Annotated in this window: 14 protein-coding genes; 3 read left to right on the forward strand and 11 right to left on the reverse strand. The window is 72.1% G+C overall.

Annotation, left to right across the window (positions count from 1 at the left end; genetic code table 11):
* The first annotated feature begins 7 nt into the window (after positions 1–7).
* Complete coding sequence (locus F4560_RS13620) at positions 8–910, forward strand: branched-chain amino acid transaminase (protein ID WP_184920073.1); 903 nt, start codon at positions 8–10, stop codon at positions 908–910.
* A 255-nt stretch (positions 911–1,165) separates the two neighbouring features.
* Here F4560_RS13620 and F4560_RS13625 read toward each other — a convergent pair whose 3' ends face one another.
* A complete protein-coding gene (locus F4560_RS13625) occupies positions 1,166–1,561 on the reverse strand; it encodes a YybH family protein (protein ID WP_184920075.1) in 396 nt (131 codons plus the stop codon).
* 81 nt (positions 1,562–1,642) lie between these two features.
* A complete protein-coding gene (locus F4560_RS13630; RefSeq protein WP_184920077.1) occupies positions 1,643–2,500 on the reverse strand; it encodes an alpha/beta fold hydrolase in 858 nt (285 codons plus the stop codon).
* Between the two features lie 115 nt (positions 2,501–2,615).
* Here F4560_RS13630 and F4560_RS13635 point away from each other — a divergent pair, with 115 nt between their 5' ends.
* Positions 2,616–3,608, forward strand: coding sequence for a ScbA/BarX family gamma-butyrolactone biosynthesis protein (locus F4560_RS13635; RefSeq protein ID WP_184920079.1), 993 nt, complete (start codon positions 2,616–2,618; stop codon positions 3,606–3,608).
* 76 nt (positions 3,609–3,684) lie between these two features.
* On the forward strand, positions 3,685–7,779 hold the full coding sequence (locus F4560_RS13640) for a type I polyketide synthase (protein ID WP_184920081.1): 4,095 nt from the start codon (positions 3,685–3,687) through the stop codon (positions 7,777–7,779).
* 31 nt (positions 7,780–7,810) lie between these two features.
* On the opposite strand, the gene F4560_RS13645 is transcribed toward F4560_RS13640, so the two are convergent.
* Genes F4560_RS13645 through F4560_RS13685 form a run of 9 tightly spaced genes read right to left on the reverse strand, consistent with a single transcriptional unit; the run spans position 7,811 to position 21,547 of the window.
* On the reverse strand, positions 7,811–9,349 hold the full coding sequence (locus F4560_RS13645) for a tetratricopeptide repeat protein (RefSeq protein ID WP_184920083.1): 1,539 nt from the start codon (positions 9,347–9,349) through the stop codon (positions 7,811–7,813).
* Between the two features lie 40 nt (positions 9,350–9,389).
* On the reverse strand, positions 9,390–9,590 hold the full coding sequence (locus F4560_RS13650; protein WP_184920085.1) for a hypothetical protein: 201 nt from the start codon (positions 9,588–9,590) through the stop codon (positions 9,390–9,392).
* A gap of 18 nt (positions 9,591–9,608) precedes the next feature.
* On the reverse strand, positions 9,609–11,552 hold the full coding sequence (locus F4560_RS13655) for a tetratricopeptide repeat protein (RefSeq protein WP_184920086.1): 1,944 nt from the start codon (positions 11,550–11,552) through the stop codon (positions 9,609–9,611).
* Complete coding sequence (locus F4560_RS13660; protein WP_184920088.1) at positions 11,519–12,838, reverse strand: serine/threonine-protein kinase; 1,320 nt, start codon at positions 12,836–12,838, stop codon at positions 11,519–11,521. Before F4560_RS13660 ends, F4560_RS13655 begins: the two co-directional genes overlap by 34 nt.
* Before the next feature lie 4 nt (positions 12,839–12,842).
* Positions 12,843–14,771, reverse strand: coding sequence for an Hsp70 family protein (locus F4560_RS13665; RefSeq protein ID WP_184920090.1), 1,929 nt, complete (start codon positions 14,769–14,771; stop codon positions 12,843–12,845).
* 8 nt (positions 14,772–14,779) lie between these two features.
* Complete coding sequence (grpE, locus tag F4560_RS13670; RefSeq protein ID WP_184920092.1) at positions 14,780–15,874, reverse strand: nucleotide exchange factor GrpE; 1,095 nt, start codon at positions 15,872–15,874, stop codon at positions 14,780–14,782.
* Between the two features lie 6 nt (positions 15,875–15,880).
* Positions 15,881–16,318, reverse strand: a complete 438-nt coding sequence (locus F4560_RS13675; RefSeq protein WP_184920095.1) for a hypothetical protein — start codon at positions 16,316–16,318, stop codon at positions 15,881–15,883.
* Between the two features lie 7 nt (positions 16,319–16,325).
* On the reverse strand, positions 16,326–18,932 hold the full coding sequence (locus F4560_RS13680) for a tetratricopeptide repeat protein (protein WP_184920097.1): 2,607 nt from the start codon (positions 18,930–18,932) through the stop codon (positions 16,326–16,328).
* Positions 18,929–21,547, reverse strand: coding sequence for a TIR domain-containing protein (locus F4560_RS13685; RefSeq protein ID WP_246477793.1), 2,619 nt, complete (start codon positions 21,545–21,547; stop codon positions 18,929–18,931). The genes F4560_RS13680 and F4560_RS13685 overlap by 4 nt, the downstream gene beginning before the upstream one ends.
* Between the last annotated feature and the right edge of the window lie 236 nt (positions 21,548–21,783).

Consider the following 21,783-nt stretch of genomic DNA (forward strand, 5'->3'; position numbering starts at 1 on the left):
ACGGCACATGGAGCAACAGCAAGTCATCTGGTACGACGGCGAACTCGTGCCGTGGAGCTCGGCCCAGACCCACATCACCAGCTACGGCCTGATGCTGGGCATCGGCTTCTTCGAGGCGTTCCGGTGCTTCGAGACGAAGGACGGGCCCGCGCTGTTCCGGGTGGACGACCACCTGCGCAGGCTGCACGAGAGCGGCCACACCTACCTGCGCACCTTCCCGTACTCGTCAGAGCAGCTCAAGGCGGCGTGCAAGGAAGTGGTGCGAGCGAACGGGCTCAGCGAGTGCTACCTGCGCGTGCTGGTGTTCCTCGGTGAGGGGGCCAACCCCGCCACCACGCCGTTCCGCACCGCGGTCATCGCCACCACCGCGGGCCCGTACGTGAACGAGCCGGACGCCAACGGCTTCCACGCCAAGATCAGCAACGTCCAGCGGCCCGCGCCGAGCGCGCTCCCGTTCACCGCGAAGGCGACCGGGCAGTACCTCAACGCGTCCCTGGCGCTGATCGACGCGCTCGCGGGCGGCTACGACTCGGCGATCCTGCTCAACCAGAGCGGCCACGTCGTCGACGGCTACATCCACAACATCTTCGCCGTGCGCCGCGGCGTCCTCCGCACGCCGCCCGTCAGCTCGGGGGCGCTGGCGGGCATCACCCGGGACACCGTGCTGCGGGTGGCCGAGGAGCTGGACATCCCCGTCGAGGTCGAGGACATCCTGCCCGCGGAGCTGTACAACGCCGACGAGGTGTTCCTCACCGGCACGCAGGCCGGGATCATGCCCATCGCGTCGGTCGACCGCCGCAAGGTCGGCGACGGCAAGCCCGGCGCGGTCGCCCGAGCCCTGTCCGCCGCGGTCGACGACGTCGTGCACGGCAGGACGCAGGCGCACGCCGACTGGCTGGAGCCGGTCTAGGCGGTGGTTCGAAAGCCCGTGTTCACGACAGCCGCGCCGGATGCGGCCCATGGCGGCAAGGGACTTACGAAACACCGCCTGGGCGTCCCGCGAGTCCAGTCCGCGCCGCATGCGGCCCCTGGCGGCACGTGGTTTCCGAAACACCGCCTGGGCGTCCGGCGAGTCCTGTCGCGCCGGGGAGGCGAGTGCGTCGCTGACGACGCCGGGAAGACCCTAGGTTTCCCAGCACCGTCAGCGGCGCGCTCGATCCCGTCCTCACTCCTGGGTGGGCAGCGGCACCGAGTGGAAGAGCACCAGCTTCCACTCGCCGTCCTCGCGGCGCATCACCATCGTGGTCGGGGCGAGGACCTGGTGGCGGACGCCGGAGATCGTGTACTCCTGGTCCACGACGAAGGTGGCCGCCGCCGTGTCGCCCCAATTGCGCACGGTCAGGTCGAGGACCCGCGACTTCTCGGTCTCCAGGCTGTTCTCCAGGTTCGCCAGGTGCTCGGCGATCTCGTCGATGCCGCGCGTCCAGCCGCGGGTCACCCCGTCCGCGGCCTGGAGGTCGGCCGACAGCATCTTCGCCGTGGTCGCGATATCCAACCTCGACATCGCGGTGTACACGTCGTCGACAAACGTCTCGATCTCTTTCAGCGCCTGCTCGCTCACAGCGTTTCTCCCTCTCATCGAACGGGTACGGAGGCGATCATTCCGAATGAGAACGGGAAGGCGCAAAAACGTCCACCGGCCCTATGCGGAATCGTCCGCCCGTTTGCCGTGGGCGAATGCGCGGACCAGCTCGCCGACGCGCCCCGGCTGGTCCAGCGGAACGAGGGTGTAGCTGTCGGGCACCTCGACGAACTCGGACCCGGGCAGCAGTCGGGCCAGCTCGCGCCCGTGCTCGGCGGGCATGATCCGGTCCTGCTCCGCCCACACCACCAGCGCGGGACCGGTGAACGCGGGCAGCCCCCGGGCGGCCTCGGTCAGCTCCTGGCGGGGGTCGCCCGACTTGAGGAACCGGGCGAAGTCACGCCGGATGGGGCGCGAGCTCCTGGCCGACCGCATCCAGCTGTCGATGACGTCTCCGGGGATGGGCCGCTTGGCCATCCACCCGTAGGTGATCGGCAGCCTGCGCATGGGCGCCATCCGCAGCTGCTGGGCCGCCATCCACATGCCGCCGGGCATCTTCCCGGCCACGGCGGACATCTTGCCGGGCAGGCCGGGCGGGAAGTTGTCGAACGCCTCGCAGGCGATCAGCGCCAGCTTGGCCACGCGCCCGGGGTTGTCGGCGACCAGGATCTGCGCGAGCGCGCCGCCGGTGTCGTTGCCCACGAGCGTGACGTCCCGCAGGTCCACGCGGTCGAGGAACTCCGCGAGGATGCCCGCGATCCCGCGTAACGACAGGTCCGCGTCGGCGTTCATCGGGTGCCGGTGCGACCCCAGCGGCAGCGTCGGCACGACGCAGCGGAACTCGCCGCGGAGGTCGGCGACGACCTCGCGCCACAGCGAGCCGTCCATCAGCACGCCGTGCAGGAGAACGACGACCGGCCCCGGTCCCCCCGTGTCGTCGTACTCGATAACACCCGCGGTCAATTCGATTTCAGGCATGATCCGAACCTACAACGTTGCGGATGCCGGGGCCACTGTGGCTATGCTCGTCGCGAGACCATTCCAGTGAGCGCCCGGCGCTAATGCCGCCATCGGTGATGAAACGGACGTGCTCATGAACCACCAACCACCCGCGGCCGCCCCGCGGGCCGAGTTCCGCGAAATGGCGGGCGATGGTCTGGCATTCGACCGGACCGTCCACAAAGAATTGGTGCACCGCCGGTCCGTGCACGAGGTGCTGCTGACCGACTCGGCCAGGACGTCACCGGATGATTTCGCGGTCGCGGCCCAGCTGAGCCGCGGCCACCGGCTCTTCGGCGACCGCGCGACGGCGTTCCACGACCCCCTGATGGTCCTCGAAGCCGCGCGCCAGGCCACGGTGCTGGTCGCCCACCGGTACTGCGACGTCGCGGCCGACCGGGCCTTCATCGCCAACACGATGGCCTGCGAGGTGACCGACCTCGACGCGCTGCGCGACCACGGCGACCCGGCCGACGCGGTCATCGTCATGCGGACGGCGGATCGCCGGATGCGGTCCGGTGAACTGACCGGCATGACGTTCGCCATCGACGTGACCGTGGACGGCGCGCGGGCGATGTCCATGGCGGGCGCCCTCATGTTCATGCCCCGTGCGGACTACCGCGATCTGCGTGCACTGCGCCGTGCCGGCAAGCCGACTGGCGGGGCGTCCACCCCCGCGTCCCCGCTGTCCGCCTCGGCGGTGGGCAGGCGCGACCAGCGCAACGTCGTCATCGGCCCGAGCGGTCCTGATGGGACCGATGCGGACGAGGCCCGGTTCGCCGTTGTGGTCGACCAGCGGCATCCGTCCCTGTTCGACCACGAACTCGATCACCTGCCCGCCATCCACCTGATCGAGGTGTTCCGCCAGGGCGCGATCGCCGCGGCCGGCCTGCGCGGCGCCTCCCCCCACGAACTGGTCCTCACCCGGTGCGACACCACGTTCACCGACTTCGCCGAGCTGGACGCGCCCGTGACGTGCGTGGTGTCCCTGCCGCCGCGCGACGGCGGGCCGTGGGTGGCGCGCGTCGGCCTCGAACAGTCCGGCGGCCGGATCGCCGAGGCGACGGTCGACCTCACCCCGGTGTGACGGACCGGTTCCACGCGGACCGGTTCCACCCGGCAGGCACGGCGCGAAGAAGCGGCACGACCAACCTGGAGAACACGTGACCAAGGTGACGGGCGAGCAGGCACGGGCCGCGCTGGCGGCATTGCCCGAGGGACGGCGGCACGCCGAGCTGTCGGGTCTGGTCATCGGCCAGACCGCGGAACTCCTCGGGCGCCCGCCCCACGAGGTGGACCCCGACGTCGCCTTCCAGGACTACGGGTACAACTCCCTCGCGGCGTTGGAGCTGACGAGCAGGCTCTCCGCGGGCACCGGGCTGGACCTGGCGCTGACGATGCTGTTCGACCACCCGACCCCGAGGTCGGTGGCCGACCACCTGAACTCGCTGTTCGAGCCCCGCCCGGAAGCACCGGCGCAGTGGGAGCCGACCCGCCCGGCCGACGCGGACGACCCGGTGGTGATCGTCGGCATGGCCTGCCGGTACCCCGGTGGCGTCCGCGGCCCGGACGACCTGTGGGACCTGGTGCGCGACGGCCGCGACGCGATCACCGAGTTCCCCACCGACCGCGGTTGGGACCTCGACGGCCTCCACCACGGCGACCCGGAGCGACCGGGGACGTGCCAGACCAGGTTCGGCGGGTTCCTGGACGACCCCGGGCACTTCGACGCCGAGTTCTTCGGCATCGGCCCGCGCGCGGCGACCGCGATGGACCCGCAGCACCGGCTACTGCTGGAAGTCGGCTGGGAGGCCGTGGAGAACGCGGGCATCGACCCGACCTCGCTGCACGGCACCCCCACCGCTGTCTACATCGGACTGAGCACGCACGACTACGCCACGCTCGTCGCGTCGGACCCCGGTGAGCTGGAAGGCCATTGGGGCATCGGCAACGCGGGCAGCGTCGCCTCCGGCCGGATCGCCTACACCCTGGGCCTGCGGGGTCCCGCGCTGACCGTCGACACCGCGTGCTCGTCATCGCTGGTCGCGATGCACCTGGCCGTGCGGGCGCTGCGCTCGGGGGAATGCGGCACCGCGCTGGTCGGCGGTGCGGTCGTGCTGGCGACGCCATCGCTGTTCGTGGAGTTCAGCAGGCAGCGCGGGCTGGCGCCGGACGGGCGCTGCAAGTCCTTCGCCGAGGGCGCCGACGGCACCGGGTGGGCCGAGGGCGTCGGGATGCTGGTGCTGCGCCGCCGGTCCGACGCGATCGCCGCGGGGCAGCCGATCCTGGCCGTGGTCCGCGGCACGGCGATCAACCAGGATGGCGCGAGCAACGGGCTGACCGCGCCCAGCGGCGCAGCGCAGGAGGCGGTGATCCGGTCCGCGCTGGCCGACGCCGGGCTCCGACCGGGCGATGTGGACGCCGTCGAGGCCCACGGCACCGGGACCGCCCTCGGCGACCCGATCGAGGCGCGCGCGCTGCTGGCCGCCTACGGGGCTGACCGGACGGCGGACCGTCCACTGTGGATCGGGTCGCTGAAGTCGAACATCGGCCACGCGCAGGCGGCCGCGGGCGTGGGCGGCGTCATCAAGATGGCGTTCGCGCTGCGGCACGGTGTCCTGCCGCGCACCCTGCACGCCTCCGCGCCGACGACCGCGGTGGACTGGTCCAGCGGCGCGTTGCGGTTGCTGACCGAGGAAGTCGAGGTCGACACGGGCGGCGAGCCGCTGCGGGTCGCGGTGTCGGCGTTCGGCATCAGCGGCACCAATGCGCACGTCATCCTCGAACAGGCCGAGCGAACGGCCGCACCCGGGCGGGCGGACGAGGAGGGCCCGTTCCCCTGGCTGCTCTCGGCCCGCTCCCCCGAGGCGCTGTCCGGCCAGGCCGCCAGGCTCGCCGACCACCTGGCCCGCCACCCCGGTGCCACCGAGGCCGGGATCGCCTCGGCCCTGGCGAAGCGGACCCGGTTCGGCTACCGGGCCGCGGTGCTCGGCGCGGACCGGACTGAACAGCTAGCAAGGCTGGCCGCCCCAGGCGTGCCACCTGTGGTCAAGAGCGGGCCGCGCGGTGACATCGCGGTGATGTTCAGCGGGCAGGGCAGCCAGCGCGGCGGCATGGGCACCGGTCTGGCCGCGCGGTACCCGTTGTTCGCCGAGGAACTCGACCGGGTGTGCGCGGCGTTCGACCCGCACCTCGACCGCCCGCTGCGGGAGACCATGGCGGTCGCCGGACCCGACCCGGCCGCCGATCCGGTCCACCGGACCGACACCACCCAGCCCGCGCTATTCGCCTTCGAGGTGGCGCTGTTCGCCCTGGCGAAGTCGTTCGGCATCACACCCACCCACTTGATCGGCCACTCCCTCGGCGAGCTGACCGCCGCCCACGTGGCCGGGATGCTGTCGCTCCCCGACGCCGCCACGCTCGTGGCCGCCCGCGCCAGGCTCATGGCCGCGCTGCCCGACGGCGGCGCGATGCTCGCGGTGGCCACCACAGAGGACCAGGTCCGCGCCGACATCGCCGACACCGCGCTGGTGTCGGTGGCCGCGGTGAACGGCCCGCGCGCCGTCGTGGTCTCCGGCGCGGAGGCGGCCGTGGCCGCGCTCGCCGAGACCTGGCGCGAGCGCGGGCTCAAGGTCTCCCCGCTGCGGGTCTCCCACGCGTTCCACTCGCCGCTCATCGACCCGATGCTGGCGGAGTTCGGCCGGATCGCGCGGACGGTGCGGATCTCGCCGCCGTCCATCACGGTGGTGTCCAACACCGACGGCCTCCCGCTCGAGCTGACCGCCGCCACCGCGCCGGACCACTGGGTCCGGCACGCCCGCTCGACCGTCCGGTTCGATCGGGGCATCCGCCACCTGGAGGACGTGGGCGTCCGGACCTTCGTCGAGATCGGCCCCGACGCCACGCTCGCCACCCTCGCCCAGGGCTGCGTGCGGCAGCCCGACGCGCTGGTCACCCCGTTGCAACGGCGCCGACTGCCCGAGAACGCGTCCCTGGTGGACGGGCTCGCCGAGCTGTGGGTCAAGGGGGTCGACGTGGACTTCGAGCAGGCGGTGGGACAGGCACCGCCCGAGCCGCTGCCGACCTACGCCTTCCAGCGCCGGCACTACTGGGTGGGACACCAGACTCGCAAGGCGACCCCGGAGGTGGTTCCCGAACCCACCCGCGAACCGCGCCACGGGTCGACCCTGGAGCTGGTGCGCGGCGCGGTGGCGGCCGTCCTGGGTCGGGAACCGGGCGACCCGGTGGACCCCGACGCCGACCTCGCCTCGCTGGGTGTCGACTCGATGAGCGGCATCCAGCTCCGCAAGGAGCTGATGGCGATCACCGGCGTCGAGTTCCCCCTGGCCCGGATGATCGACAGCCCGACGGCGCGTTCCCTGGCCGACCTGATCGACTCGCTGCGGCCGGACACCGGGAACCCCGCGGTCGGGGACAACGCCGAGGCGGCCACGCTGACCAGGCTGACCATCGACGCCGCACGCCGGGGCGCGTTGCTCGACGCGGTCGCGGTGGTCAGGTCTGCGGCACGCCTGTTGCCCACGACGGCCTCCACGTCCGAGATGGACGATCCACCCCGCGGCCTGCTGGTCGCGGACGGGCCCGCGCGACCGCAGCTCATCGGCGTCCCGTCGTTCCTCGCGGGCTCAGGCCCGCACCAGTTCACCGCCCTGGCCGCGGGGTTCGCGCGGCGACCCCGGATGGCCGCGGTCGCCTTGCCCGGCTTCACGGGATCACCGCTGCCCGCGTCGTGGGCGGACGTGGTCGATGCGGTGGCCCGCACCACGCGCGAGTTGGCGGGAGACCACCCGGTCGTCCTCATCGGCCACTCGGTGGGCGGCGTCCTGGCGCACGCCACGGCCGCGGCCCTCGGAGAGCGGGTCGCGGGCCTGGTCCTCATCGACACCTTCGAGCCCGGCCGGGACGAGGAAGCCCAGCTGTCGGCGGCCCTGAACGAGGTGCTCGACCGCGACAGCGGGGTCGTCACCGACGCGAACCTGCTCGCCATGGGGCACTACATCGACCTCTTCGCCCAGTGGCGGCCCGCGGACATCGCGGCTCCCACGCTGCTGGTCGCCGCCGACACCGCGACCGCGTCCGGGCGGCTGGGCGGCCAGCCGTTGTGGCAGCAGGTCGCCGACACCGTCGTCACCGTGCCCGGCAACCACTTCACCGTCCTGGAGGTAGAGGCGACCGCCACGGCGTCGGCGGTGGAAGCCTGGATCGGCGCCGTCACCGCGCCATCGATCGCCGGGTAGGCGCCGGCGTCGGTCCGCTCCGAAGCACCGCCTAGGCCAGCACGTTCCGAACCGCCCCGATCAGTTGCTCGAGCTGTCGCGCCTCCTCGGACCCCCTGTCGCACTGGCGGTGCAGTGAGGTGGCCTGAACACGGATCTTCTCGAACCGGCCCCGTATCTGGTACAGCTCGTGGTAGTTCCTGACGCCCCGGCGGGACAGGTTCGTAGCCTCCGTGTTGAACCTGCGGATCAAGTCGCCGATCCCCGTCAACAACCGCACCTGGGCCAAGTCGCGCGCGATCACCGCGGCGATGTTCTCGGCGATCTCGCGCCGCTCCGGGTCCTCCGCGGCCATCTCGACACGCACGCTTGCCCTGATCAGCAAGTCATCGCACTCCGCCAGGGACGTTTGCGGGCTGCGGCACAGCAACACCAACGCGATGGCGTGCCAGTAGGCGACGGCATGGCATCTGTCGTCGACCTGTTCAGCAGCCGCGTACAGCTCGCAGGCATCCTCGAAGCGCTCGTCCTCGATCGCCGCGTGACCGGCCTCCAACTCCTCGGCGAACAGCCACATCAACAAGCTTTCCAGCGCATCCGGCTCCACCGGCGTCGCACCCGCCTGGTTCATCCGCTTGCGGCCGACGAACGCCAGGAGCGACCGGGCGGCGAGCCGTTCGTGCGCGTAGTCCCACAACAGCCGGACGTCCGAGGACTGCCGTCGCACGTCGACCGGGCACTGCTCCAGGTACCGCACCGCCCCCTTCGGGTCGCCGGCACGCAACCGCTCCCGCGCCGCGTCGATCTGCGGTTCGTACAGCATCAGTTGGACGCGTGCGCGCATGTCGCGGAATATCTCGGCGTTCTGCCCGGTCGCCGTCCGCAACGCGATGTCCAGGCTGGTCCACGCGTCGGCGACCCGGTCGGACATCACCAGCGAGCCCACGTGGAGGTACCGCAGCGGGAGGCTGTCGGGCAGCCTGCGGAGGTAGCGGTCGAGGGTGGCGACCGCGGCGGCCAGGGCGCCGTCGTCGAGCATGTCCTCGACTTCGCCGCGGACCGCGTCGGTGATCCTCTCCTCGCAGTCCGCGCGCATGGTCGACACGAGCAGGCCGGTCTCGGCGTCGGTCGCGAGTGCCCGAGCCTCGTCGAGCAGGTCGAGGGCGCGCTCGAACTCGCCGATCGCGCAGGTGCACACCGCCTTGAGGCCGACCGCCACCGCGGCCGTGGCGTCGATCTCCAGCACCTGGTCGATCAGAGAGATCGCGATGTGGTGCTTGCCCTGCTCGATCTTCTGCCGCGCCTGGGTCAGCAGCCGCTCGACCCGCGCGTTGGAGGCCAGCTCGCCCAGCTTGCCCAGCCCGGCGTCGAGCTTGCCCCACCCGTCGCCGAGTCGCAGGCCCTCGCCGAGTTCCGGGGTCAGCCGGGCCGCCTCGCCGAGGTCCACCTTCGTCGGCGCGAACGCGGCGTGCCCCGTGACGTCCTCGGCGGGGACGATGTCCCGCAGCTGGTCCGCGTCGTGGCGCAGCGTTTCCAGGGTCGGCTTGTCGGTCACGCCGAACTCCAAGCCGCTCACTTCGTCATCCGGCACGACTCGTCCTCCTCATCACCGGTTCCGTCGTCGGACACGATCACTCGTCACTTTCCGGCACCTCGCCGAGGACGGCGGTGACCGCGGCACGGACCAGCGCCGACTCGGTCACGTGGTCGAGCTCCGCAATCGCCCGCAACGCGCGGCGCAGGTCCACCCGGAACAGGTCGCCGCTGTGCGCGACGTCCACGTCCCCGAGCGTGGGCTCAGGCAGCAGGTCGAGGCACTCGGCCGGGGTCATCTGGTCACCTCTCGTCAGTCAGGAGTCGTCGTAGTCGCCGAGGAGCCGGTCGCCGAGCAGGACCAGCAGGTCGGCTTCCTTCTGCTCGACGGACCGGGCCTGCTCGGACAGTTGCCTGCTGTCGGCTTCGAGGCGCAGCACCAGGTCGCGGGCGCCCGCGAGATCGCCGCCCGTGGCCGAGAGGAGCTGGCCCACCCGTTCGCGCAGCAGTTCGGAGCGGTCGTTCATCTCGGCGACGGTCGGCGCCACCACGCGCACCTGCACGATCTCCGGCCTGCTGTCCCAGTCGCGGACCTTGCGGTAGCGCGACAGCCTGCGGACCAGGTCGGCGCGGACCTGTTCGCGCACCGAACCGTCCTCGACGTAGCGGTCGAGCACCTGGAGGTAGGCGTCGACCGCGTCGCGATTGGCGCGGCTGCGACGGGCTTCCCGGTTGAGGATGCCGAGCACCTCCGGGTCGCGGACGCCGAGGAGCTGCGCGTGCTGGAGGATCGCGGCGGCCTCTTCCCTGGCGGCGTCGCTCCCCGCCAGGTAGTACCTGAGCAGCCCGGCCGTCAGGTAGGTGTCGCTGAACTCGGGATCACGTTCCCGCGCCGCGCCTAGCCTGCCCAGCACCTCGGCCAGCCGGGCGTCGACCTTGGCGGCGGCCTTCGGGTCGGCCGCCCAGCGCCGCAGCAGGGCCGCGGCTCGCAGCAGGTGGACGTCGCGCAGCGTGCGGTCGAGCGCGGACGGCTCGCCGCCGCCCTCGTGCATCGCGGCCAGCCGGTCGGCCACGCTCGCCGTGAGGGCGTCATCCGGCCACGGCAGCTCGGTGGGCCCGTCCGGGTCGAGCCGCCGTGCGACCGAGGTCAGCAGCGCGTCGACGTGGCTGCCCGAGTCCGGGCGGTCCTCGATCCACGCGGCGAGCGCCAGGCCCAGTTCGGCGGAGGCGTTCATCTGTTCGCGATCGGCGGGTTCGGCGGCGAGCGCGGCCTGTTCGAGGTCCTCGAAGTGCTTGCGCGCGGCGACGACGTCCCGGTCGTACAACGCCTGCGCGCCCAGCGTGATGTGCTGGTTGCGCAGGTCGGCGGGGATCAGGTCGCGGAAGTCGCCCAGTGTCTCCACGGCGGCGAACAGCGCCGACGCGACATCGACCCGTCCGTCCCGCAACGCTTCCAGGGCGCGCCGGAACTTGATCACGCCGAGGAGCTTGCGGAAGCGGGGCGTGAAGCCGGACGTGCCCTCGATGGCGCTCAGCACGGGCTCGGCGCCGTCGTAGTCGCGGCGCTCGGTGCGCAGGTGGGCGAGCAGGTAGGCGACCTCCGGGTTCTTCGGGTCCTCGCGGTTGAGCACGCCGAGCTGGTGCTCGGCCTCGTCGAGGTCGTCCATCCGGAACAGCGCAAACGCGGCGAAGAACCGGGCCCGTGCGCGCTGTTTGTCGGTCAACTTGTTCTCGAGGCCGGTCAGCGCGGGCACCGCCGCCGCGTAGTCGCCCGCGGCGACCAACGCCGTCGCCGCTCGCAGGGCCTGGTTGTGCTTGCGCGGCACCAAGATCTTCCGGACGACCAGGAGGCCGAGGCCGATCAGCAGCACCGTGGCGAGGATCGTCAGCAACACGGTGGGGAGCCCGGTGTCCTCCGTGGTGTCCACTTTGGACGCCTCGTCGGCCGGGCTCGGCGCAGACGTGGCCGGTGGAGCCGACGTGTCCTGACGGGCCGACGTGTTTTGTCCGGCTGATGTCGGCGCGTTCCCGCCGGCGACCGCGAACGTGACGTTGACCGGACCGTTCGGCCCGACGATCGTGCCCCGGTAGTTCCCGCCGGGTATCGTGACGCCCGCCGGTAGCGTGGCGGTGACGACCTGGCCGGACGGCTGTTCCTGCGACGCCGTCACTTGCGGCGCGGAGAACAACGCCAGCGCCCCGGCCAGCACCAGGGCGGGCAGGCCGATCAGCGCATGTACATGGCGAACCGTGCGCGCCATTGATCTGCCTCCCAGTCGGTGAGCAAGTGGTTGCGGGCCATCCGGTCGACGCGGCGGTTGGCCTCGACGGCGGTGAGCCACGCGTTCCCGGGGTCGCGCAGCTCCACCCAGCACTGCGCGTACCCCAGCAGCGAATCGAGGTCGCCGGGGTCGGCGATCGTCGCGGCGTGGAACGCGGTGGCGGCTCCCGCCGGGTCTCCGCGCCGCAGGTGCACCAGCGCCGCCCGTCGGTGCCAGGACGCACCGTCCTCCGCGTCGAAGTCGGCGACGACCTTGAGGTCGCGCAGCAACCGCTCCTCGACCCCGTCCGCCACCGGGCCCTCGGACCGCTCGATCACGTCTTCCGCGACCAGGCACCGTTCCCGCCTCAGGTCCAGCCGTTCGGGCGCGCGGTCGACCGCCCGGGTGAGCACCCGCAGGGCCGCGGCGGGATCGGCGGCACGCAGCGCGCCCGCGAGCCAGAGCGGTTCGGTCACCGCCGCGATGGCGGTCCGCAGCTCCGCCGCGTCGCGCGGGCGGACGTCCGGTTTCAGGTGCCGGTAGTGGCGGATGGCGATGAACAGCCGCTCGACCTCCGGCGTGGTGTGCAGGTACTCCGGGATGTGCGAGCCGGTCGCGGTCGACCGCAGCAGCACGCCCCTCGCCTGGGCTTCGAGCTGGTGCTCGTCGTCGTCGGCCGCCAGCCGGGCGGGACGGCACCCCAGCACCTGCGCCGCGAGCGTGCCCAGCGCGTACGCGTCCTGGGCGCGATCGTCGAACGGGACGCCCCTGATCGTCTCGGGGGCCAGCGTCGCGACCACCGCGGCGTCGACGCCGAACAGGTCGCACGGCGACGTGACCGCCATCGGCGGGCACGGGACCAGCCACGGGCGAGCCTCGCCCGCATGCCCGACGACCACCACGCTGTGCAGCGTCATCCCCAGGGGGTGCAGCGGGCTGCGCTGCCAGTGCGCCACCGCGTCGCAGACGTCGCCCAGCACGGCCAGCCGTTCCCACCAGTCCGCCGGTGTGCCGAGCCACTCCGCCAGCGAACGCCACGCCGCGTGGACCGAGTACTCGACGTAGTAGTGCCCGTCGGACCAGCCCTCCCCCGCGACGCCGAGCACCCGGTCGTGCCCGCGTTGCCGCAGCGTGGACAGCGCCTGGCGGAACCGGCCGTCGCAGAAGCGGGGCGCGATGACCCGGACGATCCGGTCGTGCTCCCGCTCCCGGCTGGCCCGCCACAGCGTGCCGCGATCCGTGGCGCCGATCGCGGCCGCGAGCCGTATCCCCCGCAGTTCGTCCACCGCGTCACCTGAGCTTGTGGAACACGTCGACGAGCTCGTCGCCGAGGTCCTCGACGTCGTCGCCACCGGCCTCCACCGCGGCCACGAACTTCACGTACGCGGCCGTCAACGTCGCCCGGTCCGCGGGCTCCAGCTGGCCGATCAGCTTGAACGAGCGGCGGGCGAAGGACTTGAACTCGTCCGGGACCGCTGCCGGCGGTGGCGGCAATGCGGGCGCAACCGGCACCGCTCCGGGAGGCTTCGGCAGGCTGCCCGGCGGCTTCGGCAGGCCGCCGACGACCGGCGTCATCGGCAGGCCGGGCGGCGGCTCGACCGGCCGCGGGGGCATGACCTCGTTGAGCAGTTCGGCGCTGCGCTCGATCTGCTCGGCGGTGGCGCGCACGTCGCACTGCACCCGGGTCTGCCAGATCTGGTTGTCGTTGAGGCACTTGACGCCGACGCCGAGCAGTCCGTTGGTGTCGATGTCGAAGGTCACCTCGAAGCGGTAGAAGCCCTTCTCCTTGGGCTCGGGCAGCACGATCGGCAGCTTCCCGATGAGGTCGTTCTCGAACGCGACGGGGTCCTCCCCCTGGAAGATCATCACGTCGATGTGGGTGGAGTTGCCGCCGTTGGTGAAGTCGCCGCGGGTCTGCCCGCCGGGGATCCGGCTGTCCTTGGGCAGGATCGGCACGAAGTCCGCGCGGTTGGCGAGGATGCCCAGCGTGTGGCTGGTGACGTCCTGCAACAGGATCGCGCCTTCGACGGCCGCCGACTGCACCCCGTCGGCCGGGGTGATCACGATGTCGCCGCCCGCGTAGCCGTCGCTCTCCGGGAACTGGCGGGCGATCATGCCCGCGCCCTTGGCGACCACCTCGTCCGGGCTGATGTCGCTGCGGATGTCCTTGAGGTCCAGGCCGAGGTGTTCGGCCAGCATCGGGCGGATGCGGGCGATGCGGGTGGAGCCGCCGACGAGCAGCACCTGCTCGATCTCGTCGGGTTCGACGCCGTTGCTCTCGTTGGCCGAGGCGATCGCCTGGTCGAGGCACTCCAGCGACTGGTCGAGCAGGTCCTTGATCAGCGCCTCGAACACCGCACGGGTGAGCGGCAGGTTCACGCTCAGCGTGGGGGTCAGGTAGGGCAGGTTCAGCGTCGCCGCAGTCGCCACGGACAGCTCGCGCTTGCGCATCTCGGCCTCGCGCTTGATCCGCTGCCAGATCGCCGGGTCCTGGCTGAGGTCGGCGCCGTGCTTCTCCCGGATCTCGTTGAGCACCCAGCCGGTGATCCGGTCGTCGAAGTCGCCCCCGCCCAGCCGGGAGTTCCCGCCCGTGCCCACGACGCTGACGTTGCCGGGGCTGATCTGGATGATCGACACGTCGAACGTGCCGCCGCCGAGGTCGTAGACGGCGTAGGTGTGGGTGCGCTCGTCCTCGATCTTGTCCGTGCCGAAGGACACGGCCGCGGCGGTCGGCTCGTTGAGCAGCTGGTGGACGTTGAGCCTGGCCATCCTGGCCGCGTCGTGGGTGGCGCCGCGCTGGGGCTCCTTGAAGTACGCGGGCACCGTGATCACCGCGTCGTGGATCGGCTCGCCGACGAAGTTCTCCGCCTGGCGCTTGAGCTCCATCAGGATGAACGCGGAGATCTCCTGCGGCAGGTAGTCGCGGCCCCGGAAGGGCACCCGCTTGGGTTCGCCGGGGTCACCGGGCCCGGAGGGCTCCCGCGAGTAGACGCCCATCTCCCGCTTGACCTCGATGATCGTGTTCTCGGGGTCGCTGACCAGGTTGTTCTGCGCGGGCGCACCGACGATCACCTGACCCTCGGGGTCGAGGCCGACCACCGACGGCACCGTCTTCGTGCCGAAGGCGCTCTCGATGATGTGGGTGTCCTTGCCGTCCCAGATGGACACCGCGGAGTACGTGGTGCCGAGGTCGATCCCGATCACCTTGTGGAATGGCATGGTCGCTCCTACTCGCTCACCGGGTCGTCGACAGCGGGGACAGCCGGGTCGTCGGGCTTGGCGGGCTCGGCCGAGTCGGCGGGCTCGGCGGGCTCGGCGGACTTGGCGGGGCCGGCGGGGCCAGCGGGCGCGGCGGACTTGGCGGGGTCGGCGGGCTTGGCGGGCTCGGCGGACTCGGCGGGGCCGGCGGGCTTGGCGGAGCCGTCAGGCGCGGCGGGGCCGGTGGGGCCGGCGGGCTTGACGGAGCCGTCAGGCGCGGCGGGGCCGGTGGGGCCGGCGGGCTTGACGGAGCCGTCAGGCGCGGCGGGGCCGGTGGGGCCGGCGGGCTTGACGGAGCCGTCAGGCGCGGCGGGGCCGGTGGGGCCGGCGGGCTTGACGGAGCCGTCAGGCGCGGCGGGGCCGGTGGGGCCGGCGGGCTTGACGGAGCCGTCAGGCGCGGCGGGGCCGGTGGGGCCGGCGGGCTTGACGGCTCCGTCAGGCGCGGCGGGGCCGGTGGGGCCGGCGGGCTTGACGGAGCCGTCAGGCGCGGCCGGATCGGCCGCCGGGGCGGCGGCGCCGGGCCGGCTCGCTTGGATCTCCACGGTGGCCGGGGTGAGCAGCCTGCCGTCGAGCACGTAGCCCTCCTCCACGACCCGGACGACCGTGCGGGGCGCAGCACCGGGGAACGGCGACTCATCCGGGTCGAGCACACCGACGCACCGGTGCCAGACCGGGTCGAAGACCTCGGCGCCGACGTCCACGACGATCGGCGTGGCGCCCATCCGGCCGAGCACCGCCCGCAGCGTGGCGGTCAGGCTGCGCACGTGGGTGGCGACGGCGTCGGGATCGGTGAAGTCGGCGGCGGCGATCATCGCCTCCATCGCCGCCAGCGGCGACGTCAGCTCGATCACGAGGTCCTTGAGCGTGCGGTAGGCCAGCCCGCCGGCGACCTCCCCGCGCAGCGCGGCGACCTCGCGGCTGAGGTCGGCGGCCATCGCCTGCTGCGACTGGGCGAGCTGGTTCATCGACGCGACGACCGCGGTGTTGTCGTCGACGACCTCCTCCAGCAGCTTGGAGATCTGCTCCAGGCGTTGCTCGGTGTCGGTGCGCGTTTCCTGGTCCATGTCCGCCTATCCGATCGGGCCGTCGAGGACTGAGTTGGGCGTCATGTCGGCGGTGAAGTCGTCCCGGTCCAGGTCGGACCGGGGCCGCAGGGTCACACCGCGGGCACGCAGGTGGTCGCTGATCGCCGTGTAGAGCACTTCCACCCGGTCGGCCCGGTCGGTGAAGATCCCGGCGGCGGCGTCCCGGACGGTGAAGAAACGCAGGTGGGCGTTGTCCTGGTCGTACACGGCGCGTTTGGCGGGCCGGGCGAGCTCCTCCCCCGCGGTGTTCACCACCTTCTGCCGCGCCTCCAGCTCCGCGCGCCGGGTCGGCTCACGACGTTGCCGCTCCCGCAGCTCGCGGACCAGCGTGTCGCGGGCCTGCCGGATCTCCGCCGCGGTGGCGGTGGGCGCGACGCCGAGGACGGTGTAGAACGACTCGGCGCCCAGATCGATCATGAACACGGTCCGCTCACTCCCCGTCGTGTGAAAGGTTCGACTCCGCGATCCGCAACTGCTCCAACTGCTCCGCCAACCGCGTCACGTCATCGGTGAACCCCGCGCGTTCGGCCATCGCCATCGCCTCGCCCACCGCCGTCATCGCCTCGCGCAGGGCCAGCCGCGCCGCGGCGATCGCTTCCGGACCCGAGTCGCGGCGCAGTTCTTCGACGGCCTCGTTCACCCTGGCGTTCGCGGGCTCGGTCAGCTTCTCGATCTGCGCCCGGACCGCCGCCTCGGCCGCCGCGCCGTGGGTGGCGGCGAGCTTGGTCTCCGACTTGATCCGGTCGTCGTCGTCCAGTGCGAGGTCGATGGCGTCGCTCAGCAGTTCGATCGCCTCTCGTACGAACGCCTCGCTTCCGAGTTGCAGCAGGATGTCCGCCATCGCGCGCCGCAGGGACCCACTGCGCGGGTACCGTTCCAGCGCGCTCCGGCCGGCCGCCAGCGTGCGACGTGCGCTCGCGGGGTCGCTCGGCGAGCGCAGGTGCGCGGGAATGGCGGCTTCGGCGATCGAATCCACCACACCGACCAGGACCGGGCGCAGCGAGCGGGCCTCCTCGTCGTCGGCAGCGGCCTGCCGGTCGAGCGCCGCGACCGCTGCGGCGTAGCCCTCTTCCGGCCGTTCGGCGGCCACGAGGGCCCGGCTGTGCAGCACGGCGAACTCCAACCGGTCGGGCACCAGCGCGACGCACTCGCCGAGCGCGGTCACCCGCTCGTCCCACTCCTCCGGCGTGGCCGCCGTGGGCTCCTCCCAGTGCACGGCCAGGTTGACCAGGTCCACCTGGAAGATCCCGACCAGGTCGTCGTCCTCGCTGATCAGTCCCCGCTCCACGCAGATCGGGGTCAGCACGGTCCACGGCAGGGTGAGTTGCCTGCGGGCCATCTCCACGCCCAGCGCCAACTGGTGGGCGGACTTCTTCGCGCTCAGCTCACGGATCATGTTGCGCAGCAGCAGCCCCCGTCGCAGCGCCTCGTCGGCGAGCCTCGCCGCGCGCGGCTTCTCCAGGTCGCGATAGACGTCGCGGGCCTGTTCCGCGGGATCGCTCGCCACCGCGTGGGCCTCGCGCACCCGGTCCACGACCAGGTCGCGGAACACGGTGACCCCTGCCCAGTCCTGTCCGCGCAGGGTGCTGTCGACCGAGCGGACGAACGCGTCGCGCGCGGCGTCGACCTCCTCGGCGGTGGCGTTCTGCGGCACGCCGAGCAGGTGGGCCGGTGACCGGAAGTTCAGCCGCTCGTTGAGGTAGTAGAGGTCCCACTCCCGCAGCCAGACCTCGATCGCCTCGACGTCGGCGACCCAGGCCGCGAGTTCCGCGTCGCTCGGGTAGGGGCTGTTGGAAGGCGCGCAGTGGCGTGACCTGCTCTGCTGGCTCAGCGCCAGGTGCAGCGTCCGCCGTTCGTCGAGCAGCAGGGTGAGCTCGCCCGTTCCGGCCGCGTGCAGGTACATCAGCTCGGTGAGCCGGGACCACGCCGGACCGTAGTCGTCGACGGACTTCGTGCGGGCCGCGAGCAACGCCAGGTTCACCGCGAGCGGGACGCGGTGCGGGTCCAGCGCGGCGGACTCCCGCCAGAGCAGCCGGGCTTCGGCCAACCGCTCGTCCGTCCACGCCGCGCGGGCCAGGCCGTCGAGCACGGACACGCGCAGCTCGCGCACGCACTCCACGTCGGGATAGGCGTCCAGCAGCCGCACCACGTCGGCCGGCGGCAGGCCGCTGTCGGGTCCGTACCGCGAGAAGTGCAGCCAGCACACCAGTTCGACCGGTAGCACGCCGCTGTCGAGCCGCGCGACGGCCAGCTCCACGAACGTCTCCGGCGTCTCCGCCTCGGCCAGCTCCAACGCGGCCTCCAGCAGCGCCACGGCCGGGTGGTCGACCCCGGCCGGCCCTGTCTTGCGCACGTCGCGCGGACTGTCGCCGGCGACCAGCAGCAGCACGCAGGCGACGGCGAACTCGGCCACGGCCGAACCGTCGCGCGCCCGTGCCGCGCCCACGTCGAGGTGAGCCCTGACCTGGCCGCGCTGCGGTTTCGCCCGGGACAGCTGCTCGACCAGCGACGTCTGCCAGACGTCCGGGGCACTGCGGTTGGCGGCACGGGTCTTGGCCTCGCGAGCCGGCCGCGCGTCCGGTTTGGCCTCGGTTCCCTGCCGTCGCACCAGCTCGTCGAACGCGGCGACGGCGGCGGGCAGGCTGTCGGGTGCGCCGGAGTTGAGCGCGGTGAGCACGGACTGCCCGATGGCGCGCTCGTCCTTGTCGAGTTCCAGCAGCGCCAAGGCGAACAGCACGTGCGCGCGACGGTTCGACGGCGCCATCCGCAGCACCTGCCGGTACTCCACGAGCGCGGCCCGGTGCTTGCCCGCCTGGTGCAGCAGCCGACCGAGGTGCAGGTTGAGCTTGGGCAGGAAGGGGTCCTGGGTGATCGCCGCCCGCAGCCGGGCGATCGCCTCGTCCCGGTCGGTGTCCGGGTCCACCGCGAGCCGGAACTCCGCCTCGGCGATGGCCAGCCGCACCTGTGGCGTGGACTCCTGGCCACGGAGTCCGGCCAGTGAGTCGAGCAGCGCCTCACGGGCGCGCACGACGCTCATCCGACGTCCTGGTACAGCTCCACCTTGCCCGGTCGGCACACCGCGACCCAAGACCCGTCGGCCGACAGCGCACCGCTGACCGCGTCCGGCCAGTGCAGCCGCTCAGTCCCCTGCCGCCAGTAGGCGTACCCGTCGTCCGGGGTGGACACGAGGTGGCAGTCGCCGACCGTGGCGAGCACATCCGTGCCCGGTGGGAACGTCGCGATCCGCAGCTGCCGATCGGCCTCGTCCACCCGCCACACCTCCACCGACCGCGGCGGGCCCGAGGCGACCACCAGCGTGCAGTCGCCCGCCGACGCCCCCGGCCGCAGCCGCACCCCGCCCGGCTTGCGCTCCGGCAGGCCGATCGCGCCGTCCACCCCCATGCTGATGAGCGCGTCGTCGGTCAGGACCACCAGCCTGCTGCCCGCGTAGGCCACGTCGGCGGCCATCGCGATGCCCGGCATGTGCGAGACCCGCCGCCGGCCCGCGTAGATCGACAGCCCACCCGCCAGGTCCGCCACGGCGAAGCGCTCGCCGTGGTTTGCCACCGCGATCCGGTGCACGCCCGCCTCGACGTCGAGCAGTTCGTCCCGCGTGCCGTCGTGGGAGAACCGCCACAGGCTGTGCTTCCAGGACCCGGCGACCACGTCGTCGCCGATCAGCCGCAGGTCTCCGACCGCCCCGTCGAGCTTGCCCGAGGCGACCAGCGCGCCGTCGGCGAAGTAGCGCACGGCGCCGTCCCAGCCCCCGACCGCGATCCGGCCGCGACCGATGTCCACCCGGCGGACGGCGATCGCCCCGGTGTCGCGCCACACCACGTCGATGTCGTCGAGGATCGCCAGGGTGTCCGTGCCCGACTCCCAGACCAGCACCAGCCCCTCGCCCAACGGCCACGCCCGCCTGGCGTCGACCGGGTACGAGCCGACCAGCACCACGCCGGGTTCGACGGGCGGCCGGGTCTGCGCGGCGATGCCCTTCTTCCGCATGTAGTCGCGGTAGACCGAGGCCAGGTTCGGCGCGGCGGGCAAGCGCGTGCGGGCGGCTTCGAGGATGGCGCACGCACGGGCCGCCGTCGCGCACTCGGCGAGTTTGTCGAGCACACCGCCGGGATCGACGCCCGGTCCGAGGGGCGGCCCGTCCTCGGCGAGGTATTCGCCGGTCAACAGGTAGTGCAGCACCAGCCGTAACGCGGCGACGTCCGACGTCGGGGTGAGCGGGGCGCCCACGCGCTGTTGGGGGCTGGCGAAGAGGAAGGAGTCGAGCCGGCCTTCCGCCACGTCGGCCTCGCTGCCGATGCACAGGACGCGGACCGTCCCGAACGTCCCGACGATCACGTTGGCGGGTCTCAGATCGCCGTGCGCGATCGGTGGCTCGGCGGCGTGGAAGCCGCACAGCGCCCGTGCGATGCCCAGGCACAGCTCGTAGGCCGCGCGCGGCGGCAGCGTCCCGTGGTGCTCGGTGATGGCCTGCGCGCTGCCCCCGTCGACCACCGGGAGCACGAGGAACAGGCACCGCCGCTCGCCGTCGACCACCACCGTGCCCGCGTCGGTCGGCGAGACGATGTTCGCGTCGCTGAGCCGGGTGAACCGGGCGACCTCCGCGAAGAACGCGTCGTCGTGGTCGGCGGCGACCCCGACCAGGTTGATCGACACCGGCCGGTCGCGCACCGTGTCGTGGCCGGGGTGCAGTGGTCCGTGGCTGTTGCGGCTCACCGCGTCGCCGGTGATCACGTAGTCGGTGTCGGGGATGCGCCGGCCCGCGGCGGTGAGCGGCAGCAGTTCGCACACGTCAGCCAGCACGTCCGGCGCCTTGAACTCCGGGAACGTCCAAGCGCTCAGCTCACGCCACGCCGCGAGCGGGGTCACGAGCGACGCACTGGTGATCGGGGAGTCGTCGATCCGGTCGCTCACCACGATGTTGCCCAACGACTGCATGATCGCCAACGCGGCCATGATCTCGCGGGGCAGCTTGCCGGACACGATCAGCTGCCCGATGATCAGGTTGAGCGTCGCGTCCGGCGGCAGCTCACCGATCTCCCTGCGGTACAGGAACGTCGACAACGCCTCGTTCGCCCGCCGGATCCGGTACAGCGTGACGTGCGGCTCGGCCGACTGGAAAGGAACCTGGCACAGTTCCTCCAGGTGGGCCTGATCCACCACGACCGGCCGCTTGATCAGCTTCGTGATGCGCTCGTAGGTGCGGTCGTAGTTGCGCTGGTCGGTCAGGTCGCTGACGGTGAGGTGCTGGACGTCCTCCGGCACGGGACCCGTCATCGGCTTGAAGCGCACCAGGATCGTGCTCGCGGTGTCGCCCGCGGGGTCGCGGTGGGTGCTGAGGGCCAGCTCGAACTTGGTCCACGGACGCGTCACGTACGAGTCGGTCAGGCACGCGATCGTGTGCTTCGACCGCTTGATGGCATCGGCGATCTGCTTCTTCAGCGCCGGACCGCCGTGCATGTCCTGGTCGTAGAACCAGACCTTGAGCCCTTCACGCTTCAACAGTTCGACGAATGGCGCCACGACGTCGCGGTCCGCACTGGCATAACTGACGAATACATCATAACTGTCACTGCTGTCGTCGTTCGTCGTCGCCAATGAGCCGATACCTCCCCGGAAGCGATACCGCGCACCCATCCCACGTCCAAGCGTGGACTTTGACGATCTCAGACCGGTGGCAGGTCGTTCGCGCTTTCGCCCGACTTCACCCGTTCAGCCGCCTCGCGCTTCCCCGAAAAATGCGGTCAACCAACCTGAATTCGCGACCACACGTCACAACCCGCCCGACTCGATTCCACCTCGCACGGATTTCCGGCATCGCGATTCGTCGGTGATCGATACATCCGGGCGACTTCTCTCACGACGTTTCCGGG

Origin of the sequence: Saccharothrix ecbatanensis (assembly GCF_014205015.1) — a bacterium.
Classification (GTDB): domain Bacteria; phylum Actinomycetota; class Actinomycetes; order Mycobacteriales; family Pseudonocardiaceae; genus Actinosynnema; species Actinosynnema ecbatanense.